The 26,208-nt window shown below is 63.8% G+C and carries 17 protein-coding genes; 11 read left to right on the top strand and 6 right to left on the bottom strand.

Annotated features, from left to right (window positions below):
• Window positions 1-98: 98 nt before the first annotated feature.
• The 3 genes from ABNG04_RS14850 to ABNG04_RS14860 are packed head-to-tail and all read left to right on the top strand — an operon-like array spanning window position 99 to window position 9,032.
• Window positions 99-485 carry a winged helix-turn-helix domain-containing protein gene (locus tag ABNG04_RS14850; protein ID WP_371163167.1) on the top strand — a complete coding sequence of 129 codons (387 nt, stop codon included), beginning with the start codon at window positions 99-101 and terminating at the stop codon, window positions 483-485.
• A gap of 37 nt (window positions 486-522) precedes the next feature.
• Window positions 523-6,318 carry a PAS domain S-box protein gene (locus ABNG04_RS14855; RefSeq protein ID WP_371163168.1) on the top strand — a complete coding sequence of 1,932 codons (5,796 nt, stop codon included), beginning with the start codon at window positions 523-525 and terminating at the stop codon, window positions 6,316-6,318.
• Window positions 6,315-9,032, top strand: a complete 2,718-nt coding sequence (locus ABNG04_RS14860) for a helix-turn-helix domain-containing protein (protein WP_371163169.1) — start codon at window positions 6,315-6,317, stop codon at window positions 9,030-9,032. Before ABNG04_RS14855 ends, ABNG04_RS14860 begins: the two co-directional genes overlap by 4 nt.
• A gap of 213 nt (window positions 9,033-9,245) precedes the next feature.
• On the opposite strand, the gene ABNG04_RS14865 is transcribed toward ABNG04_RS14860, so the two are convergent.
• The 4 genes from ABNG04_RS14865 to ABNG04_RS14880 all read right to left on the bottom strand — a co-directional run bounded on the left by ABNG04_RS14865 (window position 9,246) and on the right by ABNG04_RS14880 (window position 13,273).
• On the bottom strand, window positions 9,246-9,533 hold the full coding sequence (locus ABNG04_RS14865) for a protein-tyrosine phosphatase family protein (protein ID WP_371163282.1): 288 nt from the start codon (window positions 9,531-9,533) through the stop codon (window positions 9,246-9,248).
• Between the two features lie 404 nt (window positions 9,534-9,937).
• Window positions 9,938-11,692 (bottom strand): hypothetical protein, encoded by a 1,755-nt coding sequence (locus ABNG04_RS14870; RefSeq protein WP_371163170.1) that lies wholly within the window; start codon window positions 11,690-11,692, stop codon window positions 9,938-9,940.
• 361 nt (window positions 11,693-12,053) lie between these two features.
• A complete protein-coding gene (locus ABNG04_RS14875; RefSeq protein WP_371163171.1) occupies window positions 12,054-12,296 on the bottom strand; it encodes a HalOD1 output domain-containing protein in 243 nt (80 codons plus the stop codon).
• A 422-nt stretch (window positions 12,297-12,718) separates the two neighbouring features.
• Window positions 12,719-13,273 (bottom strand): DUF7344 domain-containing protein, encoded by a 555-nt coding sequence (locus tag ABNG04_RS14880; protein ID WP_371163172.1) that lies wholly within the window; start codon window positions 13,271-13,273, stop codon window positions 12,719-12,721.
• A 267-nt stretch (window positions 13,274-13,540) separates the two neighbouring features.
• On the opposite strand from ABNG04_RS14880, the gene ABNG04_RS14885 reads away from it, so the two are divergent.
• Entirely contained in the window at window positions 13,541-14,461 is a 921-nt protein-coding gene (locus tag ABNG04_RS14885; protein ID WP_371163173.1) for a DUF8054 domain-containing protein, read from the top strand.
• A gap of 66 nt (window positions 14,462-14,527) precedes the next feature.
• On the opposite strand, the gene ABNG04_RS14890 is transcribed toward ABNG04_RS14885, so the two are convergent.
• Window positions 14,528-15,058 (bottom strand): DUF7344 domain-containing protein, encoded by a 531-nt coding sequence (locus ABNG04_RS14890; RefSeq protein ID WP_371163174.1) that lies wholly within the window; start codon window positions 15,056-15,058, stop codon window positions 14,528-14,530.
• 391 nt (window positions 15,059-15,449) lie between these two features.
• Here ABNG04_RS14890 and ABNG04_RS14895 point away from each other — a divergent pair, with 391 nt between their 5' ends.
• The 7 genes from ABNG04_RS14895 to ABNG04_RS14925 all read left to right on the top strand — a co-directional run bounded on the left by ABNG04_RS14895 (window position 15,450) and on the right by ABNG04_RS14925 (window position 24,013).
• Window positions 15,450-16,925, top strand: a complete 1,476-nt coding sequence (locus tag ABNG04_RS14895) for a vWA domain-containing protein (RefSeq protein WP_371163175.1) — start codon at window positions 15,450-15,452, stop codon at window positions 16,923-16,925.
• A 132-nt stretch (window positions 16,926-17,057) separates the two neighbouring features.
• Window positions 17,058-18,386: a SipW-dependent-type signal peptide-containing protein gene (locus ABNG04_RS14900; RefSeq protein ID WP_371163176.1), complete on the top strand. Its 1,329-nt coding sequence runs from the start codon at window positions 17,058-17,060 to the stop codon at window positions 18,384-18,386.
• Between the two features lie 120 nt (window positions 18,387-18,506).
• Window positions 18,507-20,213, top strand: coding sequence for a vWA domain-containing protein (locus ABNG04_RS14905; protein WP_371163177.1), 1,707 nt, complete (start codon window positions 18,507-18,509; stop codon window positions 20,211-20,213).
• A 212-nt stretch (window positions 20,214-20,425) separates the two neighbouring features.
• A complete protein-coding gene (locus ABNG04_RS14910; RefSeq protein WP_371163178.1) occupies window positions 20,426-21,208 on the top strand; it encodes a hypothetical protein in 783 nt (260 codons plus the stop codon).
• A complete protein-coding gene (locus tag ABNG04_RS14915; RefSeq protein WP_371163179.1) occupies window positions 21,205-22,320 on the top strand; it encodes a DUF7467 domain-containing protein in 1,116 nt (371 codons plus the stop codon). Before ABNG04_RS14910 ends, ABNG04_RS14915 begins: the two co-directional genes overlap by 4 nt.
• The gene (locus ABNG04_RS14920) at window positions 22,320-23,405 is read left to right on the top strand and encodes a signal peptidase I (RefSeq protein WP_371163180.1); all 1,086 of its coding nucleotides are present in this window, start codon (window positions 22,320-22,322) and stop codon (window positions 23,403-23,405) included. Before ABNG04_RS14915 ends, ABNG04_RS14920 begins: the two co-directional genes overlap by 1 nt.
• Complete coding sequence (locus tag ABNG04_RS14925; RefSeq protein WP_371163181.1) at window positions 23,405-24,013, top strand: hypothetical protein; 609 nt, start codon at window positions 23,405-23,407, stop codon at window positions 24,011-24,013. The genes ABNG04_RS14920 and ABNG04_RS14925 overlap by 1 nt, the downstream gene beginning before the upstream one ends.
• A 567-nt stretch (window positions 24,014-24,580) precedes the next feature.
• Here ABNG04_RS14925 and ABNG04_RS14930 read toward each other — a convergent pair.
• The gene (locus ABNG04_RS14930) at window positions 24,581-26,080 is read right to left on the bottom strand and encodes a histidine kinase (RefSeq protein WP_371163182.1); all 1,500 of its coding nucleotides are present in this window, start codon (window positions 26,078-26,080) and stop codon (window positions 24,581-24,583) included.
• Between the last annotated feature and the right edge of the window lie 128 nt (window positions 26,081-26,208).

Below are 26,208 nucleotides of genomic sequence, written 5' to 3' on the forward strand. Positions count from 1 at the left end.
ATGCTGATTGGAAGTCGGTCTTTCACTAGTGAGAATAGTTGACCTACTGAACATAACCCATCATGAAACCCGTACGAGCACTCGGCCGGGAGTACAGTATGGAAATTCTCGGAGCGGCCGGAGAGCCGGCCTCGGCAACTCAGCTCAGTAACTCGCTGGATATCCCAATCGCGACCTGCTATCGCCGTGTCAGTGAACTGGTGGCAGTCGGTCTCTTGAGCGTTGTCTCGGCGGACGAAGGGGACGCGTCCGGCGCGACGTTATACCGGAGAACGACCGACGCTGTGGGTGTCAGATTTGCCCCGGTACCCTCGCTCTTCGCGTGGACGTGTGTCCGGGAAGCAGTCGGCACCGACGCGTCAACGCTTGAACGCTCCACCCAAACCGAAACCCAGGAACCGACCCGATCCGCCCCGGCGGGAAGAACCGCCCAGAATGCCGCGGCGATCCCGGAACGACGGCCTCCAGCGCGTAATGATAAGTAACTCAACAATTTATATTCATAGGGGATTTTAAGATCATATGACTGGCACTCAATCGCCTCTGACCGCCCCCGAGCGGTATCTCGCCTTTTCGGCGGAGCTCGACAGAGCGGAAACGGTTGAGGGGGCGGTCGACCGTACGGTTGAGTTCGTGGAAGCCGCCTTTGACCACGCGGTAGCGAGCGTCTGTGCGTTTGACCCATCGACAGAGACGGTCACCACTCTCGGATCCGCGGTCACCTCTTCAGCCTCCGATAACTACGTTCCAGACCAGATTCAGGACTCAATCGTCAGGCAGGCAAGTGATCGCGAGGGCGACCGCGTAATTGAGGATACGCCCGAAGCGACGGTCGACGACAACCCGTCGGACCCGATGCAGGTTGAGGCTCTCGTCCCTGTCGGGCGCGACCGAGTGCTAAGCGTCGGCACGGAACGAGAACGGTTCGATGACGAAGAGATTCCCGTCATCGAAGCGATCGCGGCCAAACTCGAAACGACGTTGTCTCGGATCGGTAACCGACAGTCGTCGCCCACGGACTGCGATATCGCTCGTGCGCTGTTCGACCAGTCAGACAGGGCCACATTCGTCAGCGATACCGACGGGGCTCTCGTGGCCGTTAACGGTGCTGCGGTCGAATTAACGGGGAGCGATCGCAAAACGCTTCTGCGGAGCGGGCTCGCCGATATCACCGGGGACACCGCGGCGGCGGTCGGGGAACACCTCGACGGCGCCATCACCGGAGCGTCGGAACCGTTCACGGCGCCGCTTGAGCGTGTACAGCAACCGGATCTCACGGTTACCCTCACGAGTCAACCACTCGACATCGACGGGGCGAGCTACGTCCGCACTGTAGCGCACGACACATCGCCGGGTGCGGAGTCCGATTTGGGAGGACACGCGGAACCAATAGAAGCTGACAACAGTGCACTCCGTCGGCTGAGCGAACTCGCGGTCGACTTCGAGGAGTTCGACGAGACTATCGAGCGCCTGCTGTCGCTCGGGTGCGAATACTTCGATCTCGACACGGGCATCCTCTCACACGTCGACGGAGACGACTACGAGATCGACACCGTGGTTGACGCGACCGGGACACACGAGGCGGGCGCGGTGTACGATCTCGGGGGCACGATGTGCGATGCGACGCTCGCCGGCGACGTGACCGAACCGCTCGCGTTTGCCGACATCGAGGAAAGCGATCATGAGAACCACCCGGCGTCCGAAAGCGCCGTCGCGTACATCGGAGCACCTGTGATCGTCGACGGCAGGGCCTACGGGACGGTGAATTTCTCGATGCGGAGGGCGCGTGCGGAGGCGTTTCGCCCGGAAGAGACGGAGTTCGTGAAACTCGTCGCGAAGTGGATCGGGACCGAAATCCGCCGTCGCCGTCGGTTCGAGGAGCTGGAGCGGTATGAGACGATACTCGAGGCCGTCGATGACCCGGTGTACGCGCTGGACACCGAGGGACGTTTCACGTACGTCAACGAGGCCGCGAAACGGGAGTTCGGGTATGGAACGGAGATTGTCGGCGAACGCCCGTCGATCGGTATGAACGAGTCTGACGTGAAACAGATCCGGGGGCAGATCAAGGAGCTGATGACCACGGACAGGCGGTCAACGACCGCTGAGTTCGAACTCGAAACGGCCGATAGTGACCGGAAGATCGTCGAGAATCGACTTGGGGTGGTCGGTGACGACGAGTTCCGCGGCACAGCCGGCGTACTCAGGGACATCACCGCTCGAAAAGACCGACAACAACAGCTGGAATCATTCCAACAGGCAATCGACGAGGCGGTCGACGGCGTCGCGATCCTCGACGGCGACGAGTACGTCTATGTCGACCAGACGCACGTCGATATGTATGGCTTCGATGACAAAGACCAGCTGTTGGGGAACACGTGGCGAAAGCTGTACGACGACGACGAGATGGAGCGACTTGAAGCGGAGGCGTTCCCGGCCCTCGAATCCGAGGGATCATGGGTCGGGACGGCCACCGGCAGCCGCCCCGACGGGACGACGTTTCCGACCGAACTCAGCCTCACGATCATCGATGACGGTCGACTCGTCTGTACAGTCCGTGACGTGACCGACCGTCGAGAGCGAGCGCGCGAACTCAAGTCGTTCCAGCGAGCGGTCGAGTCGGCGAGGGACGGCGTCGCGATTCTTAATGGCGATGAGTACGAGTACGTCGACCGATCCCACGTCGACATGTACGGCTTCGACGACAAAGACCAACTGCTGGGGGACACGTGGCGAAAGCTGTACGACGACGACGAGGTCGAGCGGCTAGAAGCCGAAGCGTTCCCAGCGCTCGAAGCCAACGGCTACTGGCGCGGGAACGTGACCGGCAGCCGACCCGACGGAACGACGTTCCCGGCCGAACTCTCTTTGACAATCATCGACGACGGCCGACTCGTCTGTACGGTTCGTGATGAGACCGACCGTGAAAAGCGCGAGCGCGAACTCAGGTCGTTCCAGCGAGCGGTCGAGTCGGCGAGGGACGGCGTCGCGATCCTCGACGGCGGCGAGTACGAGTACGTCGACCGGTCTCACGTCGATATGTACGGCTTCGACGACAAAGACCAACTGCTGGGGAACACGTGGCAAGAGCTGTACGACGACGACGAGGTCGAGCGGCTTGAGACGGAGGCATTCCCAGCCCTCGAATCCGACGGCTACTGGCGCGGAATGGTAACCGGTAGCCGTCCTGATGGAACAACGTTCCCGGCCGAACTCTCGCTCACGATTGTCGACGACGGCCGACTCGTCTGTACGGTCCGTGACGAGACAGAGCGCAGGAAGCGGGAACGAGAGCTCGAACTGAAAGAACGGGCGATGGACGAGGCCAACGTCGGGATTCAGATTACCGACCCGACGCAAGAAGACAACCCGCTTATTTATGTCAATGACGGGTTCGAGCGGATGACCGGATACACTCGTGCGGACGCAATCGGGCGCAATCCGCGATTTCTCCAGGGCGAAGAGGGCGATTCTGGGGAAGTGGTGCAGCTTCGCGAAGCGATTCGTGCCGAAGAGCCGATTTCGCTCGAACTCCAGAACGAGCGGAACAACGGGGAGTTGTTTTGGTCACGGCTCTCTGTCACGCCGGTAACGGACGAGAATGGGGCTGTCAAGAACTACATTGGAATCCAGCAGGACGTTACCGATCGCAAAAAGCGTGAACGACGAACCGAGGCTCGGAACGAATTCCTCAAGCGGATCTACGAGGTGACGACCGACCCGAACCTTACTTTCGAAAATAAGATCACCGATCTGCTGGAGGCCGGTAGGGAGCACCTGGACCTGCCGTACGGTTTCCTGACGCAGATCGAGAGAGACGATGAACAAGGGACTGGGATCCAGACGGTCGTGGAGGCGCTCGGGTCGCATGAGCGTCTCCAATCGGGGGAATCCGCCCCGCTTGAACAGTCTCACTGTAGAAAGACGATGGAGCAAGGCGGGATCATGGCACTTACACAGGCCGCGGAGGCCGGGCTGTCGGAAGACCCGGCGTTCGAAACGTTCGGTCTCGAGACGTACATCGCGAGCGAGGTTGTCGCCGGAGGTGACCTGTACGGAACGCTGTGTTTCGCCTCGGATACGCCTCGCAATCGGTCGTTCGATGAATTCGAGCGATCAGTCATCCAGCTGGCCGGACGGTGGGCCGGCTACGAAATCGACCGTCAAAACACGAGGGAGGTGCTTCAGGAAGAACGCGAGCGACTTGGGCTGACGCTCTCGGGCACCAACACCGGGCTCGCGGAGTGGGACTTAGAGACGGACGAGATGATGTGGAACGAGACGCTCGTTGAGATTGTTGGGCGTGATGTCGAGTCTATCGAAGAGTTCAGAGCGGCAGTCCATCCCGATGACCGCGCTCAAGTTCAACAGAAGCTCGATACGATGGTTGAAACCGGTGAAACGTGGACCGGAGAGTTTCGCATGTTCGATGACAGCGGTGACACGCTGTGGCTGGGAACGCGGGCGACTGCGGTCTACGACGAGGGAGAGCCGGTTCGTGTGCTCGCAACGGGAACCAACGTCACCGATCGCAAACGGCGCCAGCAAAAGCTGTTCGAGGAGCGCGAGCGGTTCCGGCTGCTGACCGAGAGTGTCGATGAGTACGCGTTCATTGGCGTCGACGAAGATGGTGTGATTCAGACCTGGAACGAAAGCGCCGAGGGCACGTTCGGGTACGACGCCGAGTCGGCAACTGGAATGTCAATCGCTGAACTACATCCCGAAGCCAACCGTGAGGGGGGGCTCCTCGACCGGCTGCTTCAACAGGCCAAGGTCGCCGGCGAGAGCGCCCACGAGGGCTGGCGCGTCCGCGAGGACGGGTCGAAATTCTACGCTGACGTTCGGTACGCACCGCTCACCACCACCGACGGCGAGTTCGACGGGTACGCGACTATCGTTCGTGATATGACCAACCGGCGACGCGAGCGACGTCGGACTGAGCGGTTCGTCGAGGAGTCCGACGACGTGGTGACAATAGTCGACCCGGACGGGACAGTGACGTACGCGAGCGGATCGGCAAACCGCGTTCTCGGATACGACCCTGACGACCTGATCGGTGAGAACATTTTTGACTACCTCCATCCGGACGGTCGGGAACGCGCGATGAACGCGTTCTTTTCGTGCGTCAACGAATCGGAGAATGTTGAAGCAGAGTGTCGTTTCGACTCGCCGGACGGTGGGTGGATTAACCTCGAAGGTCGCTGTCGAAACATGCTCGACGACGACGCGATCAACGGGGTACTCGTCTACCTCCGTGATGTGACCGAGACGCGAGAACGCAACCGCCGGTTTGAAGGTATCTTCAACAGCACGTTTGGCCTCACTGGCCTCCTGAAACCTGACGGCACAATCATCGAGATCAACGACGCCGCACTCGAGTTCGGCGGGATCCAGCGAGACGAAATCATCGGAGAGTCGTTCTTCGACGCCCCCTGGTGGACACAATCCGAAGTGGTGCGGAATGATGTGCGGGAGGCCGTCGATCAAGTCGCTGATGGCGACTTCGTCCGCTACGAGGCAGAGGTTCGCGGTGCTGACGGCCTCGCGACGGTCGATTTCTCGGTGAAGCCCGTGACCGACGAGGATGATAACGTTTCCCTGCTCGTCTTCGAAGGACGCGACATTACGGCACTGCAACGACACAAACGTCACTTGGAGGTCATGCAGCGGGTGATGCGTCACAACATGCGGAACGACCTCACCAAGATGCGGGGCTGGACGGAGATGATGTGCGAGGAATCGGACGCCGAAAAGCGGGCGGAACAGTTCGACACCGTCGATCAGATTCTCGACAAATGGGTCGCGATGACCGAGAAAATGAAGCAGATACGAACTGTGCTCGAGTCTCAGCGGGGACAAGATGTCCGCCTAGAGCCTGAGACACTGGTTGAAGAAGCTGTTGCGCCCGTCCGGGAGAAGTACACCGACTGTACCGTCGTGACGCACGTGCCAGACGCCGACGTACAGGTTCCAGCAACGCTTCTCGACGCAGTGCGGGAGCTAGTCGAAAACGCCGCCAAGGTGACGCAGGACCCCGCGATCGAGGTGGAAGTCGGTCGTTCGGCGGACGGCTGGACCGAGGTTACCGTGAGAGATGACGGCCCGGGAATGCCGGATATGGAAGCAGACGTGCTCGAAAACGGCAAGGAGACACCGCTCAATCACGGCCAGGGGCTCGGTCTGTGGATGGTCCGGATGATCGTCACACAGGTCGGAGGTGACGCAGTAGTCACGTCAACAAACGACGGAACAGACATCTGTTTGCGGCTACCGGGCGAGCAGACGATCAAAAACAGATTATCAGGCAAGGCGGCATGATCGCGGCTGAGCGGTCCGAATTGGCGGAGGTGCTCGTCGTTGAGGATGATCAAAGCCTCGCCGAACTGTACGCCGAATGGCTCGCAGAGAGCTACAACGTCTACACTGCCAACGACGGAGCCGAGGCCCTCGAGCAGCTGGACGAGACCATCGACGTAGTGTTGCTGGACCGAATGATGCCCAGGCTCTCCGGGGGAGAGGTCCTCGAAGCGATCCGGGACACCGACTTCGACCCCCGCGTCGCGATGGTTACGGCGGTCACGCCGGACCTCGACGTCGTCCAGATGGGATTCGACGCGTACCTCGAAAAACCGATTGAGGCCGCTTCGCTACTTGAGACTGTCGATCGGATGCTGACCCGCGCCGAGTACGACGAAAGGCTTCAGGAACTGTTCTCGCTGATCGAGCGAAAAGAAACTCTCGAAGCGGTACAAAAAACCGAAAAACTCGAAAACAGCGGTGAGTATCGCTCGCTCACCGCCCGGCTCGAAACGGTACAGGTGGCCGTCGAATCGCTGTTGACGGAACTCCCGGATGAGGACTTCCGCGTGGCCGTCGAGCACCTCCGGCGGACAGCCGCCGAGAGAACGAGCGAACGGCGGTACGAATCGCTCACCGAGGACGTGCTCGACAGCTCACAGGAAGCGACGGTCGTGGTGGATGCCGAGGGCTCAGTGGTTTGGGCGAACGAGGCGACTGAGACGCTACTCGGCCTCGACCGGAGTGACCTCCGGGGGCGCGAGTACGCGCGCGCCGCGGCGGATCACTTCCAAGATATCGAAGCCGGGACGGAGTCGCTCGCGTCACTGATACGGACCGGGTTGGCGGGTCACGGGGATCAGCTCGACGCCACGATCCGCGTGCCCGGAGACGAAGCGGAGACGGAGCGGTGGCTCGAGTACTGGAGCGCACCGATCGAGACGGGGTTGTATGCGGGCGGGCGGATAGAACACTATCACGACATCACCGGGCGGTACAAACGCGAACAGTACCTACAGACCCTTCACGGCGCAACACGCGCGCTGATGGCCGCCGAAACCGACGACGATGTCGCCGCGCTCGCGGTCGCGACTGCGACGAAAGATCTGGATTTCCCGTACGCAGCGGTGTTCGCCAGAGACGAGATCAACGGTGACCTCGTCCCGGCGGCCAGCGAGGCAACGGCCGCCGAGACGGGTCCGACCCTGCCGACGCTTTCCGGCGGCACTGACCCGGTATGGAGGGCGTTCGCCGACCAGACGGTGTACACGAGAGCCGAGTCGGAGCAAGAGCGTCCCGTGACCGACGAGTGGCTGGACGACGCGTTCGACGACTGGATGCTCTGTCCGCTCGGTCAGCGGGGGGTGTTTCTCGTGGCGACGACTGGGGGCCGCTCGCTCTCGGAGACGAAGCGAACCCTCGCGGAGACGTGGGCCGCAAACACGCGACAGGCCCTCGAGCAGCTCGCCCGAACTCGGAATTTGCGGGATCGCGACCGAGAGCTCGAACAGCAAAATGAACGGCTCTCGCGGCTGGACAGGATCAACCGACTTATTCGAGCTATCGGGCCAGCGGTGGCGAGTGCCGACACCCGCGCGGAGATCGAGACAGAGGTGTGCCGCCACCTCCTCCAGATGGACCAGATTACCGGCGCTTGGATCGCGGACGTCGACCTCTCGACCGACGCGACGGTCTGTAGAGCGGAAGCCGGGAGCCTCGACGGATACCTTTCGGACATCCCCCGAGCGGAGTCGAAGACGAGCGAAACGGGACCTGAGGAAGCAACGCCAACAGTTCCGGCGAGGCAGGCCTATGAAAAACGGTCCTCGGTGTCTGTGACGGATCTAGTCACTATCGAGTCCGGTGTGTGGTGGCGCGACCGTGGCCTGACACGCGGAACCAACGCGGTCGTCGCGGTACCGATCCTCCACGAGTCCACGTGCTTCGGCGCGATAGAAGTACACCTCGACCATCCCATGGGGATGGCGAGCGAGGAGGTCGGGGCGATCGCTGAACTCGGTGTGACCATCGGTCACGCTATCAGTGCGATCCGGCAGCGCGATGCCCTCCTGTCGGGTGGGGGTGTACATCTCACGTTCAGCGTCGACTCGAACTCGAAGGTGTCACAGCTCGCGGCGGCCGTCGACGCTCCGCTCACGGTAACGGACATCTCGCGGCAGGACGACGGCACCTGTGCGGTGTTTCTCACAGTCGACGTCAGCCCCGCTCACGATAGTGACCGGATCGGAACACAAGTCAGAGACACGCCAAGCGTATCGATACTCCGCAGCGACACGAGCGGCATGACGTGCGTCCTGACACTGGGTCCGGACGCGCCGACGCAGCAACTGGTCAGACAAGGCGCCGCACTCCAGCAGGTGGAGATACGCTCCGATTCGGATCGTCTGGCCGTGACGGTACAGTTGCCGCACGAGACCGACGTTCGGGAGTACGTGGACGCCGTCACAGGTATGCTCGACGGTGTTGAACTCGTTTCGAAAAAGCACGCCCCTATCGACTGGGCGTCGGCCTCGACTGTTGCCACGACAATCGACGACCGACTGACGGACCGACAGCTTGAGGCGTTGCGGATCGGCTTTCACGCGGGGTACTTCGACTGGCCGCGGAGCGCCGATGCGGACACCGTCGCCGCGGAGATCGGCATCGCGCAGTCGACGTTCAGTCAACACGTCCGGACGGCGGAGCGCAAGCTACTCGAAGCGCTCTTCTCGTAGCGTTGTCCGCGAACCTTCCGCATGACTGCGCCAGGGTGAACGCAGCAATACTGCGAGGCGCGTGCTTTCGTTCGACAGGTGACCGTCCGCAGGTCCATCGGTGGGGTTCGTGTACATCCAAACTGGTGTGGGTTGAGAAAATCAATCGCTGATTGACTCATCCCTGTCAGCAACGGTGTAACTGATGTAGTGGTTACAGTCAGCAGACTGGAGTTACGTTCGAGCTGCTACATATACGACTGCCAACTCATGGAGTGCTGGATGAGGCGTTGTAGTTGGCCGTGTTTGTAGGACAGCCGAAAGTGACTCGCGAAGAGATCTGCTTTCCTCAGCAGCGAGCACCGTCGCGATGACCGTACTGCTCCGGGAAATGCCTGCTGTACAATGGATTAGTACCGAGCCATCCTGTCGGTAGAGCCTGTGAGCCGTATCGACAGCCCGCGCAAATACTGTCCAGTCGTTGCCCGGCCCATCGTCCAGCGGATGATGGTGTGTCGTCAGTGGATAGTCGTCCGTTGAGACTGAGAGAACGTACCGAAACGATTAGTTGAGCTGCCCAGAGTCTGCCGCGTGCCTGTTTCTCAAACACAGCTTTCGCTCGCCAACCCGCCGAATGATAGGATCGTCTTCGACGTACCCCATGGGTCGAACGACGATTTCGGACATACGCTCTGTTTGGACCCTCAAGCTGGTAGATCATAGTATCCACCGAATTTCAGTGTAACCGATCCGCGCCCTGTGTTCAGCACCGTCTGAATGACTTCCCGGACATCTGGCAGAAACAACATGACCGATACAGAGGATGTATGTAGCAGTCTCACTCGTACCGAGGCAATCCTCATTGAAGACGCATGTTGGTGACCTATCACAGGTCGAGCAACGAGAGAGCCACTGAGCCAGACGGTTTAATTCACGCTCTTGGAGAGTTCGGCTCCAGCTTTGAACTTCACGTCGTCTGAGGCGTTTACATCGGTAAAGTGGAGAAGTCGCCCTTGTGCAGACATAGTCACAGGCACATCAGCGGCAGCCATCTCCTCTTGCTGGTCAGCATCTCTTCCCGGGCGCTTCCGAAGGATGATGTCTTCTCCTTCTGCTTCTGAGAGGACCCCTTCGGCAACCGCATCCGAAACTGTCCCATCGAACAGTCTCGCCCCTCGTCGCTCTCGGTCATCCGACAGGCGACGGGGCATCATGTCACTGTACCCATCTCCATCCAAATCACCAGCGCCAACACCGATGACTGCTGTTGGTTCTCGTACCGCCACGAGCGTGAGTGAATCCTCGTAGAGGCTGCTGTCATCGATGACCCAGCCACCTGTGTAGATGTACTGGTCGGCGTTCTTACAGCGGCTCACGTACAACAGCGCGGGGAACGGCAACGGGCACTCTGGGGGCTCGACCATGATTGGGCACACCAGCGTCGAGGTGGTCGAACCCTCCCCGAGCTCAGACCCCCAGTCGTCGAAGTCTGCGGGGGCGGACGAGGACCCGTCTGCGCTGACCGCAAGCGAGGTCTTCTTATCTGTGGCCGTCGGTGGGTCGTTCACCGGATTGACCGTTACTCGTCCGTCAACAACGTGTGATTCGAGGTGGATACCCGTGTCAACGGGTCCAGAGACAGCGGAGAGGAACGTTTCCGAGTTGTACAGCGAAGCGTCGTCAGACATGAGGCCTCTGTTCAGTGGGTTGTCACTTCCTCTCCTTTCGCCCTCGTAAAGCGGACTGGTTTCTCCATCTCCGTTTCCTGTCTCGACCTCGTCGTGCCCCCACGAGTAGACCTTCCCATCCTCGTCGGCTCGTCCTGTTATGTACTCGATGATGCGGCGCGGGGTGAGCTCGTCTCTGAGTGTCGCGTCACTTCCCGGGAGGCTGGCATCAGGCACGGTAATTGTGAATTGCTCGTTGATGACTGGCGCTCCAGCGAGGTACTCATAGAGTGCGTCGATATCGACCCCATTGTCGTCAGGCATCACCATGTCCCGATCTTCGGCGAGGATGATTTCTCCGTCTGTATCCTTCAAAGATGATTCGAGTAGTTCGATGTCCCCTTCGACGATTCCTTGTATCTCTTGGAGGGTCTCGGCAGCGCGGTCCCACTCCCCGTTGTCGACGTGGGCCGCCGCCTGCTGGGTCAGTTTCGCCCGTCCGTCGGCGTGTTCCCGTACGGTCACGCACACGTCGTCAGAGCAGCGTTCCAACGCCTTTTGAATGTCTCGGATGGTGTCGCCCATGTCTACGATACCCTCTCGGCCTGTGCGCGCGGAGCGTTTGCTGATGGAGTCTGCTGCGGCCTTTGTCTGGGAGAGAAGCTGGTTCTCTAGTTCCAATACCTCTGAGCGGGTTTCGACCCCGTCGGTGAGCCCGTCGCCATCTGAGTCGGCGTCGCCCGGGCCGCGGATGGTTGACCTGTTGCTCCGGCTGTTGTTGTAGTTGGCTCGGTCGGGATGAACCGTGCTCTCGTTGTAGTCGAAGCAGCAGGTGGCTGCGATAGATTGAGATGTGACCCATGCTTCGAGTTCAACTTCCCCGGAGAGTGGCCCCGATTCAGCGGTCACTGTTGGGGTTAGTTTGTACACGGTGGCTCTATTCGTCGGTGAGGGGCCAGTGTATGCGCCGATGCCTGCGAATGGTGCTGCTGGCGATGCTCCCGTGTTCGTCACGGACGATGCCACTCGATTCAGACACCCACTCAGCCCACCAACCGCAACGATACCGCTCGCTGCCAGTAGCTTTCGGCGGCTAATGATAGCACGTGACACACTGTCTGGAAGACTGTCTCGTCCTCGTGAATTCATGCTCGGGTAATTGAGGAGAGGCATTATAATAAGTATTCGTATGATTACGAGAAGAAAATATCGACGGCTGGCCGACTATCGCGTTGTATTTACCAGCACCGTCACTAACTATCGTAATTCTGTCAGCAACGTCGTAGCCGATACAGAGGACACAGACAGCACAGGACGTGCGCTATTTTCTCCGTTTGAATACTGAACCAACCACTACAACGTACCTGCGTGTTGCTCAATCGGATATCCAATTTTGCCTTACTTGATCATCAACGAGGATTCTACCATCACTATGTACAGTTACAGTATTATTTGGAAGTTCGAATTGGAGACTCCATGTGCTGTTATCATGACTTGCGAGCTTCTCTACGGCAGCTAGATCGATATAATCGGCAACTACAATGTCTAGATCACTCGGATCAACACTCTTGTGCTCAGCGATCGACCCGATAATGGTTGACGTTAACACCTCGTACATGCTGTCGTTTAGAACATAAGATAGCATCAAATATGAACTAGACGATAGGTTACAGCCTTACCCGGACAGTAACATCCTGTGGGCCGTACTGGACGGCCTGTGAGTTCTCTGTATTGAGCGATCCCTAATCCCATTTCTCAGCGGGGAGACCAGTGACCGATACGCGCTGTGTATTCAGCACGAGGCTATGGACATCACCGGAAATTGGCAGGAATCTTTTCGGCCGATAGACGCTCTTCGCCGACCGGCTGTTTCAGACGAGAAGGTGTCTGAATAATAGGATTTCAGCAGAGCCGTGGGAAGACTTCTGTGGGATCGAGGGACTCCCCGACGATCCGCAGTGCCATATGTCTGTACACCCACCGTGCGCGGCTAAAACCCGGCGGGTGTCAGCGCGACCGGGTCTGGGGGAGAGAGGGTTGTCACCCGAGCCGGTTCCGCTTTGTCGACGTCCGGTGGACGAGCCCGGACGCGCCGAACAGGAGCGCGAAGAGCGCCGCGTACGAGTATCCGGAGACCGTGTCGAATGGGGCGGTACCGGTCCACCCCGCCACCGCCAGTAGCCCGCACACGACGGCGAGCCCGGCGTAGTACTCGCCCCAGAGGATCTCGTTCTCCGACACGATCTCGAGGTACACTTCCAGCTGCCGGCTCTCCTCGGTGAGCGACACCAGCCCCCGGTCCGACTCGTAGTCGATGAACCCGCTCGCGGCCAGCTTCGGCAGGTGCGACTGGTGGAGCGCGGTGTACACGCGCTTGCGCTGCTTGTACGTCACCGCGGGAATCTCGACGTCGTTCTCCCATGCGGCCAGCTGCTCGGCGATGTCCCTGACGCGCGCCTCGGTACCGCTGGCTTTCAGGAACTTGATCACGTTGCGACGCCGCCGGTTGCTCAGCGCGGTGAAGACCTCGTCGCGCGAGGGGCCCTCACCGTCGGTGTCCGACGACGCCGCTTGCTTGGCGAGTTGTGGTGTCATAGGTCATACATGCCGAATGAGAGCACGGTTACCACGGGGGGATATATCACTTCGCATTGTAATCCCTAGAGCTGGTCTCGGAAGATTCATTCGGACAGAAGTGTTCTCGCTCGCCGTATTTCGGGCGTTCTTGGCGTCTTCGACACATTTCAGCACGGCGACACAGGTGGATTTGTCCGGGCGTTGTAACGATTTTGTGAGCCGGAGAGTCCGCGTCGGACGCGGTAGGCGGCCCATACATAGGTCGGTGCGCACCGTCCGAGGAGTATGAACGCGTCACGAGAAACGGTCGTTGGCCGCCTCCAGGAACCCGCGCGCGCCGCGGTCGGTCGCCTCGGGCGGCCGGAGTACGTCGGCGCGAACCGGTGTCTCCCCTGTACGGTCGTCAACGTCGTCATCGCCGCGGTCGGGGCCGCCGTAGTAGCCGCCGTCGGCGCGCCGCTGCTCGGCGCGGTCGGGTTCGGCGCGTCGCTCGCGGCCATCTGGCTCCGCGGCTACCTCGTCCCCGGGACACCCGAACTCACGAAGCGCTACTTCCCGGAGCGGGTGCTCGCGCTGTTCGGCAAGGCGTCGGGCGGCGTCGACGGCGCGGCGACGGGCGAGATAGACCCCGAGGCGTACCTCCTCGACGCCGACGTGCTCGTCGAGACGGCCGCGGGCGATGACTTCGCGTTCGCCCCCGACTTCGCCGCGGCGTGGCGGGCGGCGGCCGACGGGGGACCCGGTGCGACGCCCGCGGAGGGGGCGAGGGAGGGTTACGACGACCTCGCCGCGCTCGCGGTGCTCACCGGGCTCGACCGGGACGAGCTCTCTATCGACTGGCACGGGGGAGCGGGGTTCGCGTACGCCGGCGACGAGCGGATCGGTCACTGGGAGTCGCGTCCGGCGTTCCGGGCCGATGCGGCGGCCGACCGCGTGCTGACGGCGACCCGCGAGGGCTGGACGGAGCTGTCGCTCGCGGACCGGAGCGCGGTCCTCGGCGCCCTCCGGCTGTTCGTCGAGGACTGTCCCACCTGCGCGGGCGACGTGGCCCTCGAGGAGGGCGTCGTCGAGTCCTGCTGTTCCAGCTACGACGTGATCGCCGGCCGCTGCGCGGGCTGTGACGCGCGACTGTTCGAGCTGCGACTCCCGGCGTCGCTCGCGGCTGGGAACGAGCAGTCGGACGAGGGAGAGCGAGCCGGTCGGTAGAGAGGACGTAGAGGAGAAGGCGGTCGGCGAAGGGAAGTGGCCGCGCCGTTCGTTTTTCGATCCAGTTCACCGCAACCGGAGCTGTCGCAGCACGGAAAAGCGGTTGACCCACAGCTGCGCGGCGCTGGCGAGGGCGAGCGCGCCGAGCGCGAGGCTGGTCCACAACACGGGGTCGACCGCCGACACGAGCGGGGCCTCGAGGAGCGCGGCGAGCACGACGAGCAGCGACACCATCGCGAGCGCGCGGTACAGCTCCGACCACGTCGCGCCGCCGGGCGCGAGGATCTCCGTGTAGAGCCGGATGTCGCTGGCACGCCGCGAGAGCTCGATCGTCTGCGACTCGCGGTCATACGTGATCACGCCCGCGTCCGCCAGCTTCGGCAGGTGCGTCTGGACCAGCGACGTGTACACGCTCTCGCGGCAGCGCGTCGGCGGCGGGCGCTCGCCGGTCTCTCGGATGGCGACGAGCGTCGACAGCTCGTTGACCGAGACCGTCCCGCCGACGGAGCCGAGCTGTTCGATGGCGCGCCGCCGGCGCTCGTTCGCGAGGATCGCGTACACCTGTTTGGCCGGAAGGACGTCGTTACGGAGTTTCATAGAGTGGCCTCCGGGCGGCCGCGCTCGGCGGCCCCCGAGTGTTGTCGCCCCCTGCGTCGGGCGGGGGTATATGTATGTGCTCGTTAGTCGGGGAGCCGCCCGCTCGACGTCCGAGAGTACGGGGTCCCTGTCGGATCCGACCCGAGAAGTACGGTCTCCGTGCCGCCCTCGCGGACGGAGGTAGGAGGCAGCTACCGGCAAAAAGCTCCGGGGAAGGGTCCCGGACCGCCAGTCGAACGAGACGTTTGAATCGCGGCGTGAGGCGTTCTACCGGCTGGAATCGTCCGTTCGACCGTGGGGTGGGAGCGCGTAACTAGGTGGGTGTCTCGTGGAGTGGGTAGTAACCGATTCGGCTTAGCCAACGGGGTGTGGGGGCGGGTCGGGGAAAATCATGAGCCAAGACACGAACGACACGATCGGACTCTCGCGACGCAAGGTGCTCGCTGGCCTCGGGGCCGTTGGCGTGGCCTCCGCGGGTGCGGGACTCGGTACTACGGCGTACTTCAACGACACGGAGACGTTCGAGGGCAACACGCTCACCGCGGGCGAACTGGATCTGAAGCTGGACTACAAGTCGACGTACCTGGGCGGCCCCGGGCGTCTCGACGACGTCGTCGACATGGGCTACCCGGACGCCGAGGACCTCGGTGACGGGCGGTACCTACTCGGGCAGGCGCCCACGCCCGGTGACATGGAGGCGTGGGAGGACCTCGTTCAGGGCGAGGGTAGGGCGTTCGACTTCTGTTCGCCCGAGGCGGACCAGTTCCTCATCAACGGCGACGGGATCCCGGTGTTCACGCTCGACGATGTGAAGCCTGGCGACTCCGGCGAAGTGACGATCAGTCTCCACATCTGTGACAACCCCGCGTACGTGTACCTCGCGGGCGAGATCACGGAGAACCTAGAGAACGGTCAGTCCGAGCCCGAACTGGGCGACGAGGGCGAGGACACCGACGGTATGGGCGAACTCGCCGACGCCATCCAAGTCTGCGTCTGGTACGACGAAGACTGCGACAACGTCTTCGAGCCCACGGGCACGGGCGAACAACAGGAGCTGGAGGTCGCACTCGTTAGCGACACGTCCGGCTCGATGAGCGGCGCGAACCTCACAGCGCTGAAGTCGGCCGCGACGAGCTTCGTCGGCAACCTATCTGTGCCGGACGAAGCGGCGGCGATCTCCTTCAGCAGCGGCACGTCGCTCGACCAAGAGCTGACGACCAACTACTCAGCTGTCCAGACTGCGATCAACAACTACACCGCGACCGGCAGCACGAACGTCGCGGGCGGGATCGACCTCGCGCAGACCGAACTCACGAGCGGCGCGAACGCGACGCCCGGCGCGTCGAAGGTCATGATCGTTTTGACCGACGGCTTCGAGAACATCGGCGACGCGCGGACGGCCGCCACCGCGGCCAAGAACGCCGGCACCCGCATCTTCGGGATCGGGCTCGGCAGCAGCGTCGACACGAGCCTCGTGACTGACATCTCGTCGTCGCCCGGCGACGCGTTCTTCGCGCCCGATCCGGCCGACCTCGACACCGTCTACGCCGAGATCGCGCAGATCGTGCTGGAGGGCGAACAGAAGATCGCCGAGGGGACGATGACCGAGGTCTTCGCCGAACTCGCCGAGGGCGTCGCCCTCGACGGCAACCGGGAGGAGGAGGGCCGGCAGCCGTACCCAGGTGCGACCACGCAGTGCGTCGGCTTCGAGTGGACGCTCCCGGCCGAGGTCGGCAACGAGATCCAGACCGACTCCGTGAGCTTCGACATCGGCGTGTACGCCGAGCAGTCGCGGCACAACGACAACCCGCAGGTGACGTTCAACGGAACTGAGGCGAACAGCACCAGCGTCGGCAACTCGAGCTAAACACGAGACTTCGAGCGGGATCTCCCCGCTCGCCCCCGGGCGACGCGCCCGGTTCCCGGTTCGGCACTTTCGGGTGGCCGACACGGCGGTTCGCGACCGCCGCCGGGCGTTCCCCATTGGGGACAACACATCATGAACGACGACAAAATCGGACTCTCGCGGCGCAAGATGCTGGTCGGACTCGGGGCGGTCGGCGTCGCCTCCGCGGGCGCAGGGCTGGGAACGACGGCGTACTTCAACGACACGGAGACGTTTGAGGACAACACCCTCACGGCCGGCGAGCTCGACCTGTTCGTCCACGTCGACTACTCCGAGGACCAGGGCAGCTACGCGAGCTACTCTACCCCCGACGGCACCTTCATCGACGGCAACGTCGTGGGCGGCGGCGAGGGCGAGCCACTCAGCATTCAGGTCTCCGACCTGAAGCCCGGCGACTCCGGCGAGGGTGAGTTCTGCTTCTCCATCGTCGACAACCCAGCGTACATGTGGATGTGCGGCGAGCTGACCGCGAACGACGAGAACGGACAGACGGAGCCCGAGGCAGACGCTGACTCGAGCGGCGGCGACCCCGGCGACGGCATGGGCGAGCTCGCCGACGCGATGGAGGTGACCGTCTCGTACTGTACCGACGAGGACGGCGAATCCGTCGTCGGCGACGAGATCGTCTCCGGCTCGCTGGCGGACGTGATGCTGGCCCTTCAGGCGGGCGTTCCCCTGTCCGGCGACGGTGACGGCGGGGCCTCGATCGGCGGTCAGGCGCCCTTCGAAGGTGTCACTGAGCCGTTCCTCGACGAGGAGCCGAACGTCGCCGAGCATTGCGTCTGCGTCGAGTGGGTCGTCCCCACCAGCGTTGGCAACGAGATCCAGACGGACTCGGTCGTCTTCGACTTCGAGTTCTTCGCGGAGCAGTCGCGGCACAGCGACGGGACGAACAATCCCTGCGTCGACGACACCGTCGTCACGGCGTACGACAACGACTGGAAGGGGCAGACGCTGGGCAACCCCACCGACGGGAGCGTCTACACCAGCGTCTCCTTCGGTCAGACCCAGACAGTCCTGAGCTTCACCTTCGTCGACGACGGTGACGGCGTGGACTTCCTGGACACGGGAGACTACTCCAGTACGAATCTCCCCGTCATCGTCGACGCGGACGCGGACGGCACGCACGACTGGCAGCTCATCTGGCAGCCGAACGCCGCGTTCCCCGACGACCCATTCGGCTACCAACCGAACAACGGCGGGAGCTACGGCGCGACCGAATCGCTCCCGGCGGGCTTCGTCGCGTCGAAGGTCGGGAACACGATCGTGTTCGGGGTTCCGAACAGCGAGATCGGCTCGACGTTCCGCCTGCTCGGGTACGGCAGCACCGGCGGCGAGGGGCCGATCGCGAAGGTCAACGCCGACCCCGCGGTTGGGCCGGACTTCTACGACAGCAGCAACGCGGTCGAGTTCAGCGACTGATGCGCTGAATACGCCGCCGCTTCGGGCGGCGTGACCGCAGTCTCCCATTCCGGACCCGCGCGGGCGGCCGGGGCGACGGTTCGACTCCGTCGGTGGGACTCCCTTCGGGGAATCACAATCATGGCAGACAACGACAACATCGACACCATCGGACTCTCGCGGCGGACCGTGCTGGCGGGGCTCGGCGCGGTCGGCGTGGCCTCCGCGGGCGCGGGCCTCGGGACAACCGCGTACTTCAACGACACCGAGTCGTTCGAGGGGAACAGCCTCACCGCCGGCCAGCTCGACCTCCTCGTCGACTGGCAGCAGACGTACGACTTCGGCGAAGGCCAGACCTTCGTCAGCGCGCACCCGGACCACAACGGCGACGGCGAGCAGTCCGTCGAGATCGACGATGAGGTATTCGCGTACAGCGACTTCCCGGACGAGAGCGACGCGGACAGCAATGGGGCGAACCTCCCGGTGCTGACCTGCGACAACATCCCGCCGCTGTCGGAGGCGGACTTCGGGACGGACCCCGTCACGGGCGAGGAGATGGAGAGCCTCGTCCAACTCACCGACGTGAAGCCCGGCGACTCCGGCGAGATCACCTTCTCGCTCCACCTCTGTGACAACCCCGGCTACATCTGGATACAGGCGGAGAACATCTCCGAGGACGGCGGCGCCGGCACCGAGCCCGAGCTGCTCGTCGACCCGGACAACGCGGGCGACCTCGGCGACGCCATCGAGGCGCGCCTCTGGTACGACGAGGACTGCGACAACGTCTACGACCCGGCCGAGCCGGTCGACATCATGCTGACGCTCGACTTCTCGGGCTCGATGCTGTACGACCAGTTCGGCGGCGTCGTCAGCGACGACGACATCTCGATCAACGGGTCGTCCTACACCGAGACGACGAAGATCGACCTCGTCGAGCTCGGCACCCGGCAGTTCATCGACTTCCTCCAGAACTCGAACGCGGACGTTCAGGTCGGCGTCGCGTACTTCGACGGCGAAAAGAGCGGCGACAACAAGCCCCGCACCGGGATCTTACAGTCTCTGACGAGCGACCTCTCCGCGGTCGACGGTGCGCTGTCGGGCCTCCGACAGAGGCTCGCGAACGTCGTGAGCGGCGGCGCGAGTTCGACGCCGTTCGACGGCGACGGCGACCCGAACCCGTTCACGGGCGGCGGCATCGCGACGGGCACGTACATCGGAGAGGGCGTCGACGACGCGCAGGGCGAACTCGACACGAACGGTCGGAGCGGCGTGGAGAAGCGGAACATCGTCCTCTCCGACGGGGAGTCGTTCAACGGGACGGGCTCGACGACGTTCTCCTCGCCCACCGCGGCGGCCGACGACGCCCGCGCGGCGTCGCCCAGCCCCGCGACCGACATCTACACGATCAACGTGAACGGCAGCGCCAGCACGCTCCTCGCGATGGCCGGCCCCGCCGGCGGGGCGGGCGGCGACCTGCTGTTCTTCAACGACCTCGACGACCCGCTGAACATCCCGACGGTGTTCGGCAACCTCGCGGCGCAGGCGACCCAAGAGAAAATCATCATAGAGGACACGCTCGCGAACGTCCTCGCCGAACTCGCCGACGGGGACGGGGTCCCGCTCGACGGCAACCGCGCGACCCTGTACAACGAGCTCGACGACCCGACGGACGACCCGGACCGCGACGCATTCCGCGGCGACGGCGTGATGCACTGCGTCGCGCTCGAATGGGAGCTGCCCCTCGAAGTGGGCAACGAGGTCCAGGGCGACACGCTCGCCTTCGACCTCGGCTTCCACACCGAGCAGGCGCGCCACAACGACGGGGCCGGGCCGTCGCAGGCGGCCTGAGGTTCGAACCCGTTCCGGCGCCGACGGCCGATCCTCGCCGGGCGGCCGGACCGATCGGGCGACCGCGAGCGGGTACGACGTTCGTACCGTCGGGTACGCGCACCGGTCCGCCCGGGTAGGACGACCATACATACGACCGTCACGGGAGTAAGCAAAGTATCGACGAGAGAGGGTATCGACGAACCGGCCGTCCGGAGCCGCAACGACACACGATGACACAAAAAGAACCGAAATTCACACGGCGGGAAGCGCTCGCGGGTGCCGGAGCCGTCGGCTTCGCTGCGCTCGGAGCCGCCTCCGGACGGCCGACAGGAACGGACAACTGGGACGGGTACACCGACTACACGTACGCCCAGACAGACACGTCGCTGAATCTGCTCGTCGGCTGGCGGCGTACGGAGAACGGGACGGTCGTCGGTTCGAGCCCGGTCGGCGCGGTCGACGACGTCGAGACGGCCGGGATCCGGCTCTTCGACGTCGACGACGCGCTGCCGCACGACACGGGAACGGCCAGCGTCGGGCTCCGACTTGAGGACCCCGAGGACACCGCGCGCCTGTGGCTGCGCGTCGATCCCGACCTCAACGGCGCCGACGCCGCGAGCGCGGCGCTCGCGGAGCGGATCGCGCTCTCGGTCCGGTACGACACCGGGATACTCGGCGTCGGCGGCTGCGGCGGCGCAGAGGGCGAGTTCGCGGCCGCCGGCGAGGAGATCGCCGCCGGGACGCTCGCCGAGATCGACGGCTCGGCGCTCGCCGACGGGATCGAGCTACATCCGGGGGTTCTCGGCGACGGCTGCCTCGCACCGGGCGAGCAGCGCTGCCTGATCTTCGCGTGGGAGTTCGACGCCGAGGGCGGGAGCGCCGGGCAGGGCGGGGCGGTCGACTTCGTCGTGGAGTTCCTCGCGGACGAGTGCGACGCCGAGGGGAACCCCTTCGAGATGAGCGACGAATCCGCCGAGAGCGGGTCGATCGACGCCGACGGAGGGGGCGCATGAGCCCCGGCGACGACGGACGACGCCCGAGCGGGCTGAGCCGGCGGCGGCTGCTCGCCGGGATCGGCGGCGTCGGCGCCGTCGGCATGGCGAGCGGCCTCGGAACGGGCGCGTACCTCGCGGACCGGGAGCGGTTCCCGGACAACGTCTTCGGCGCGGGCGAGGTCGGACTGACGGTCGACGGCGTCCCCACAGACGGGACCGTCTTGCTCGGCCCGCTGACGGTCGACCGAACGACGTTCGACGAGCGTCCTGGACCCGAGACGTTCGACGTGGGGGCCTCGGCGAACCCCGTGCGGGTGTGGCTCGCGACCCCCTGCCCGGACGGCGACCGCCTCAGGGGCACCCTCGAGGTCGAGGTCGTCGTCGACGGCGAGTCCGTGACAGACGGCTACCGTCCCCTCGCCGAGGTCGAGCGCGATCTCGCGACTGGGGTGCGGATCGACGCCGAGTGTCTCGGCCCCGACGACGACCCGATCGGCGTCGAGGTGTTCCCGTACCTCCCGGCCGACTCGCCCGACGTGAGTGGCACGGCGACCGACCTGACGCTCCGGCTGTACGCGGAGCAGTGCCGGCACGTCGCCGAGGCGGACGCGGCGGCGTCGAACCCCTACGCGGGGACCGAGTGCGCCTCCGCGTGCGTCCCCTGCCAAGACGAGAACGGCGTCGCGGTCGGCGCGCTCACGCTCCGATACCTCGGCGACGAACCGGCGACCGTGGTCGTCGTCGCCACCGGCGGCGGCGCGGGCGGCAACGGCACCGGCGGGACGACCGTGTTCGACGGCGAGGTGGCCCCGGATGGGATCTTCACGATCGACGGGACCGCCACGCCGACTAACGGCGACCCGGGATGGATCGGTCCGAACGTCTACCTCGACGACGGCACGGGCACCGACTCCGAGACCGACGCGAACGGGAGTACCGACGGCAGCGGCAACGCAAACGGCGGCGGCAACGGAAACGGTAACGGAAACGGCGGAAGCGACGCGGGCGTCAACATCCACACGAGCTGTTCGGTCCCGCTCCGGGTGGGCGACGTCTACGGTGGGCGCTACGAGATCGTCGCGGCCGCGACCACGGACGGCGAACCGCTGTGCGGCACGGAGGAGAACTGATGACTCAACTACTCACATCACCACGGGCGAAACGCGCGGCGAACGTACTCGGGATCGTCGTGTTAATCGCCCTCGTCGCGCCGTTCGCGGTGTACGCGGCCCCCGGGATCGTCGGGGCCGACGAGAGCTTCGTCGTGCTCACCGCGAGTATGACGCCCAGCATCGCCCCGGGCGACGTGGTGATTGTCGCCGAGCGCGACCCGACCGCGATCGCCGAGGGTGACGTGATCACGTTCATCCGCGGCACGAGCGAGGTGCCAGTGACCCACCGCGTGACGAGCGTGGTTGACGAGGCAGGCACGCTCGCGTTCGAGACGATGGGCGACGCCAACGAGGGGCCGGACCCAGCGCTCGTCCCTGCCGGAAGCCTCGTCGGCGCGGTGACGCTGACGATCCCGTACATCGGGTACGTGATCCAGTTCGCGGGCACCCGGATCGGGTTTGTCACACTGGTGCTGCTGCCCTTCGGCCTCCTCGCAGTCACGGAGATCTGGTCGATCGTCGGCGGGAGCGGCGACTCGGAGCCGCAACCCCCGATGCCCGTCGATCCCGTGGACGGGCCGAGCGACGGTGAGGATCCGGCGGCGGAGACCGGTTCCGCGGCCAGGGCCGAACCGACGGAGGCGGCGGAGGAGACGGACGGGTCCGGAGGAGTCTCGGTCGACGCGGTCGGCGGCGCGGCGGCGGTGCTCGCCGCGTTCGCCCCGTACGCGGTGTACGTCGCGCTCGAGCTCCGGACGGCCGCCGCGATATCGGTCGCGATCGGCGCGTCGACGCTCCTACTCGGCGCGCTCGCGGCGTGGATCCCGGCCAGCGGGGTCCTCGACCGAAGTGAACCCGACGACGACGAGGACGCCGAAGCGGACGCGGCCGAACCGGCTGCGAATGCGGTCGTCGACGGTAGCGAGCGCGGGGGAGAGAACGAAACGCGCGAAGCGGACGAGACGGTGGCCGAGGACCGCGAGATGACCGAAGACGGAGCGAAGATCGAGACCCGGGAGCCGAGCACGGCCACTGAAGCGCCGGAGTCGGGTCCGGCCGCGACGACGCCCGCACGGCCCGACGGCGTCGGGGAGGGACGCTGATGGCCGCGAACCGCGGATTCGTCGCGCTCCTCGCGCTCGCCGTGCTGGTGTGGGGAGTCGCGTTCTCCGGTGGGCTGACGGTCGCCCTCCTGACGTCGACGGCCGACGTGACGACGACGTTCGAGACGCCCGCCGAGCTGGCGCAGATCGACGAGTCGAGCGGGAGCGGATTCGGCGTGGCGACCGCGCCCGTCGGGAACGAGACGAACACTGGCGAGGAGAACGGCATCGCGGCCGAAGCGAACGGGACCGAACCCGCAGCGAACGGGACCGCACCAATAAACGGGAGCGCGCCCGCGGCGAATAGCACGGAGACCGGAGAGAACGTGTCGGCCCCCACAGATGGGAACGTCTCCGCCCCGGAGGACGAGAACGCCTCGGCTCCGACGAGCGGGAACACCTCGGCTCCGGCGAACGAGAACCTCTCCGCCCCGAAAGAAGAGAACGGGTCGAGCCCGCCGAGTGACGCGCCGGACCCGGTGACGAACGGGTCGGCCCCGACGGGGAACTCGACCGCCGGAGACCAGGCCGCGGCCGACGCGAACGACCTCGGCGCTGTCGGGGTCGACCAGTGGCCGGACTCGTCTCGGTCTGGGGGCAGGGCGTGACCGTGGTGGCCCCGAGCCGGTCGGGAGCGCGTCTCCGGAGTCGTCGCGCGCAGTTCTGCGCGGGCTGTGCTCCCCCCGGAGCGAAACTCACCGTGCTGCTGCTCCTCGTCTTGTTGGTGCTGCTCGTGGCTCTTATTATAGAAAACCTGCCGCCGATGTAATCGGGCGTATCCAGTATCTGTGTAGAGACATTAGGTCTGGATCAGATACGGAAGAGAAGTTCAAGAGTCGCCGTCCAGCGTGGCGGCTGTATGTGCGGGGTCACTGCGGTTGCTGCGAGCTTGATTGCGGGCATCGACAGCCCTGTCGCGGGCGATATCACTTTCCACTCCAGTCGGGATTCGATCGTTCTTGCGCCCTGACGAGTAGTACGTTCATTCGTTCCTGTATCACGTTGGTCTCCGCACCGAATCCCGTCTCGCCGAACGTGTCTCCCGCGAATGCGCACGCCTGCTGGCGGCCGAGGACTAGAAAAAACACGTCCGGAAATCGTTGTGCGTCTTGATTGGCTAGGACCTTCCGATCAATCGAAGGCACTCATCGACCAACTACAGCTAACAGGCGCTTTCAGATTGCTTGCCCGTCAGGGAGCCGCGGGAGCGTCGCCGAGAGAGCACCGACAAGTCCGCCCCACAAGAGATGACCGACGAGCGAGGCCAAGTTGAGATTCGGAAGTGGAGTCATAACTCCCACGGCGTTCAACCAGAGGCTCATCACTATTCCAGCCATGACGAGCCATAGGAGGAGTCCGTACGCAACACCCGCGGAGACGGTGGCACCAACCGACCCGCTGGAGAGTTTGTCGGACCTCGACCAGACGACGGTGAACAGCGTCGCGAACACCCCGCTGTGGAACAGATGTGCGATCCACCCCACAGATGAGACTGACGCTCCGTATAAAGCGCCGATCACCGGGAGCGCGCCGGTCGTTTCCTGAAAGAATACCCCCATAACGATACCGGCAGCCAGCCCGATCCCGAGCGTCTGCCAGAGCGTTCCACTGGCGATGCCCGGCGCGTCGTATTCGGTGCTGTCGGTCCGTGGAAGCCGCACACGGACGGTTGTCGCGTCATCAGTCGCGTCGACCTCGACGTCTCCATTGTATCTGGCCGCGAGAAGCCGCAGGACTGGGACGCCGTGATCCACGTCGTTCCGTTCCTGTTCAGGGATGCCGTCAACAAGTACCTCGCGTTCGCGGGAACCAAGCCACTGACCAGGCGCAGTCACAGACAGGTCCACAGAACGGTCCCGAGCAACGACTGTGAGTGAATCGTCTTCGACGGTCGCCGACCCGGGGAGTGCCGCGAGTTCATCAAGGAGCCGGTCTATATGTTGGTCCGCCGTAACCGTTACCGACGGGACCGACTCCGCCAATTCGGTGTGATTAGTGCGCCCTGTGTGCCGCTGGAGCGCGTCATCAAGCTGGACCGGCCCAAGCGAGCTTCCCCCGTCGACAGTGTCGACAGTGAGGAATCGAGTTTCGTCGACAGATCTCTCGATCCGAGTGATCGCGTCAGTGATCGCCGTCTGGCTCCGACCGCTACCGTTCTCGTCGTCCTCAAAGAGAAGTTCCGAGTGCCCTCGCAAGATTGTGATTGAGTTCCGGACCTCGTGTCTGAGGATCCGGTTGAGAAGCCGCGCTTGCTCAATTTGTCGGTCAACGATAGCCTGCTGGCGGTCTGCCTCCGCCCCACGAATTCCGACAAGCAACCCCGCACCACCGCCAACGATTCCCACGGACGCGAGTGCCGCAGTAGTATCCACCGGCGACGATGCCATAACCAGCGGTCTGAGAATGAGTCCGATCGCCGCAGCACCGGCGAGGAACCACAGAAGGATAGTGCGGGTGTACGTCCGATCCCGGGTACTGACCGCGAGGTTAATCCCGTATAAGACGATGCTGAACCCGATGGTCAGGATAACTACCGTTCCTGCTTCCATCGCAAACCCCATTTCGGTCACCAATAAGTCAGCGACGGTCCCGCGTGTAAAAATGAACGCGACGACCGCTATCACGATACCCCCTGGCTTGAACATAAGCCGGTCCTCTGGGGGCGCGGAGTCCATGGTGTTAGTTCTTGTTTATTTTTATATAATTTTACTGGCTGTATGAATTGATCGCGCTCGCACATAGGAGCCGACGTCGGTGAGGGGTGTGCGGGTTCAGGTTATTTCATGTTGTATCAAATGCGGCA

The organism is Halorubrum miltondacostae, from assembly GCF_041379815.1.
Lineage (GTDB): Archaea > Halobacteriota > Halobacteria > Halobacteriales > Haloferacaceae > Halorubrum > Halorubrum miltondacostae.

What these genes read in the sequence shown, in the direction of transcription:
- ABNG04_RS14850 (WP_371163167.1), top strand. Translation starts at nt 99, where the DNA reads ATGGAAATTCTCGGAGCGGCCGGAGAGCCGGCCTCGGCAACTCAGCTC.
- ABNG04_RS14855 (WP_371163168.1), top strand. Translation starts at nt 523, where the DNA reads ATGACTGGCACTCAATCGCCTCTGACCGCCCCCGAGCGGTATCTCGCC.
- ABNG04_RS14860 (WP_371163169.1), top strand. Translation starts at nt 6,315, where the DNA reads ATGATCGCGGCTGAGCGGTCCGAATTGGCGGAGGTGCTCGTCGTTGAG.
- ABNG04_RS14875 (WP_371163171.1), bottom strand. Translation starts at nt 12,296, where the DNA reads ATGTACGAGGTGTTAACGTCAACCATTATCGGGTCGATCGCTGAGCAC.
- ABNG04_RS14880 (WP_371163172.1), bottom strand. Translation starts at nt 13,273, where the DNA reads ATGACACCACAACTCGCCAAGCAAGCGGCGTCGTCGGACACCGACGGT.
- ABNG04_RS14885 (WP_371163173.1), top strand. Translation starts at nt 13,541, where the DNA reads ATGAACGCGTCACGAGAAACGGTCGTTGGCCGCCTCCAGGAACCCGCG.
- ABNG04_RS14890 (WP_371163174.1), bottom strand. Translation starts at nt 15,058, where the DNA reads ATGAAACTCCGTAACGACGTCCTTCCGGCCAAACAGGTGTACGCGATC.
- ABNG04_RS14895 (WP_371163175.1), top strand. Translation starts at nt 15,450, where the DNA reads ATGAGCCAAGACACGAACGACACGATCGGACTCTCGCGACGCAAGGTG.
- ABNG04_RS14900 (WP_371163176.1), top strand. Translation starts at nt 17,058, where the DNA reads ATGAACGACGACAAAATCGGACTCTCGCGGCGCAAGATGCTGGTCGGA.
- ABNG04_RS14905 (WP_371163177.1), top strand. Translation starts at nt 18,507, where the DNA reads ATGGCAGACAACGACAACATCGACACCATCGGACTCTCGCGGCGGACC.
- ABNG04_RS14910 (WP_371163178.1), top strand. Translation starts at nt 20,426, where the DNA reads ATGACACAAAAAGAACCGAAATTCACACGGCGGGAAGCGCTCGCGGGT.
- ABNG04_RS14915 (WP_371163179.1), top strand. Translation starts at nt 21,205, where the DNA reads ATGAGCCCCGGCGACGACGGACGACGCCCGAGCGGGCTGAGCCGGCGG.
- ABNG04_RS14920 (WP_371163180.1), top strand. Translation starts at nt 22,320, where the DNA reads ATGACTCAACTACTCACATCACCACGGGCGAAACGCGCGGCGAACGTA.
- ABNG04_RS14925 (WP_371163181.1), top strand. Translation starts at nt 23,405, where the DNA reads ATGGCCGCGAACCGCGGATTCGTCGCGCTCCTCGCGCTCGCCGTGCTG.
- ABNG04_RS14930 (WP_371163182.1), bottom strand. Translation starts at nt 26,080, where the DNA reads ATGGACTCCGCGCCCCCAGAGGACCGGCTTATGTTCAAGCCAGGGGGT.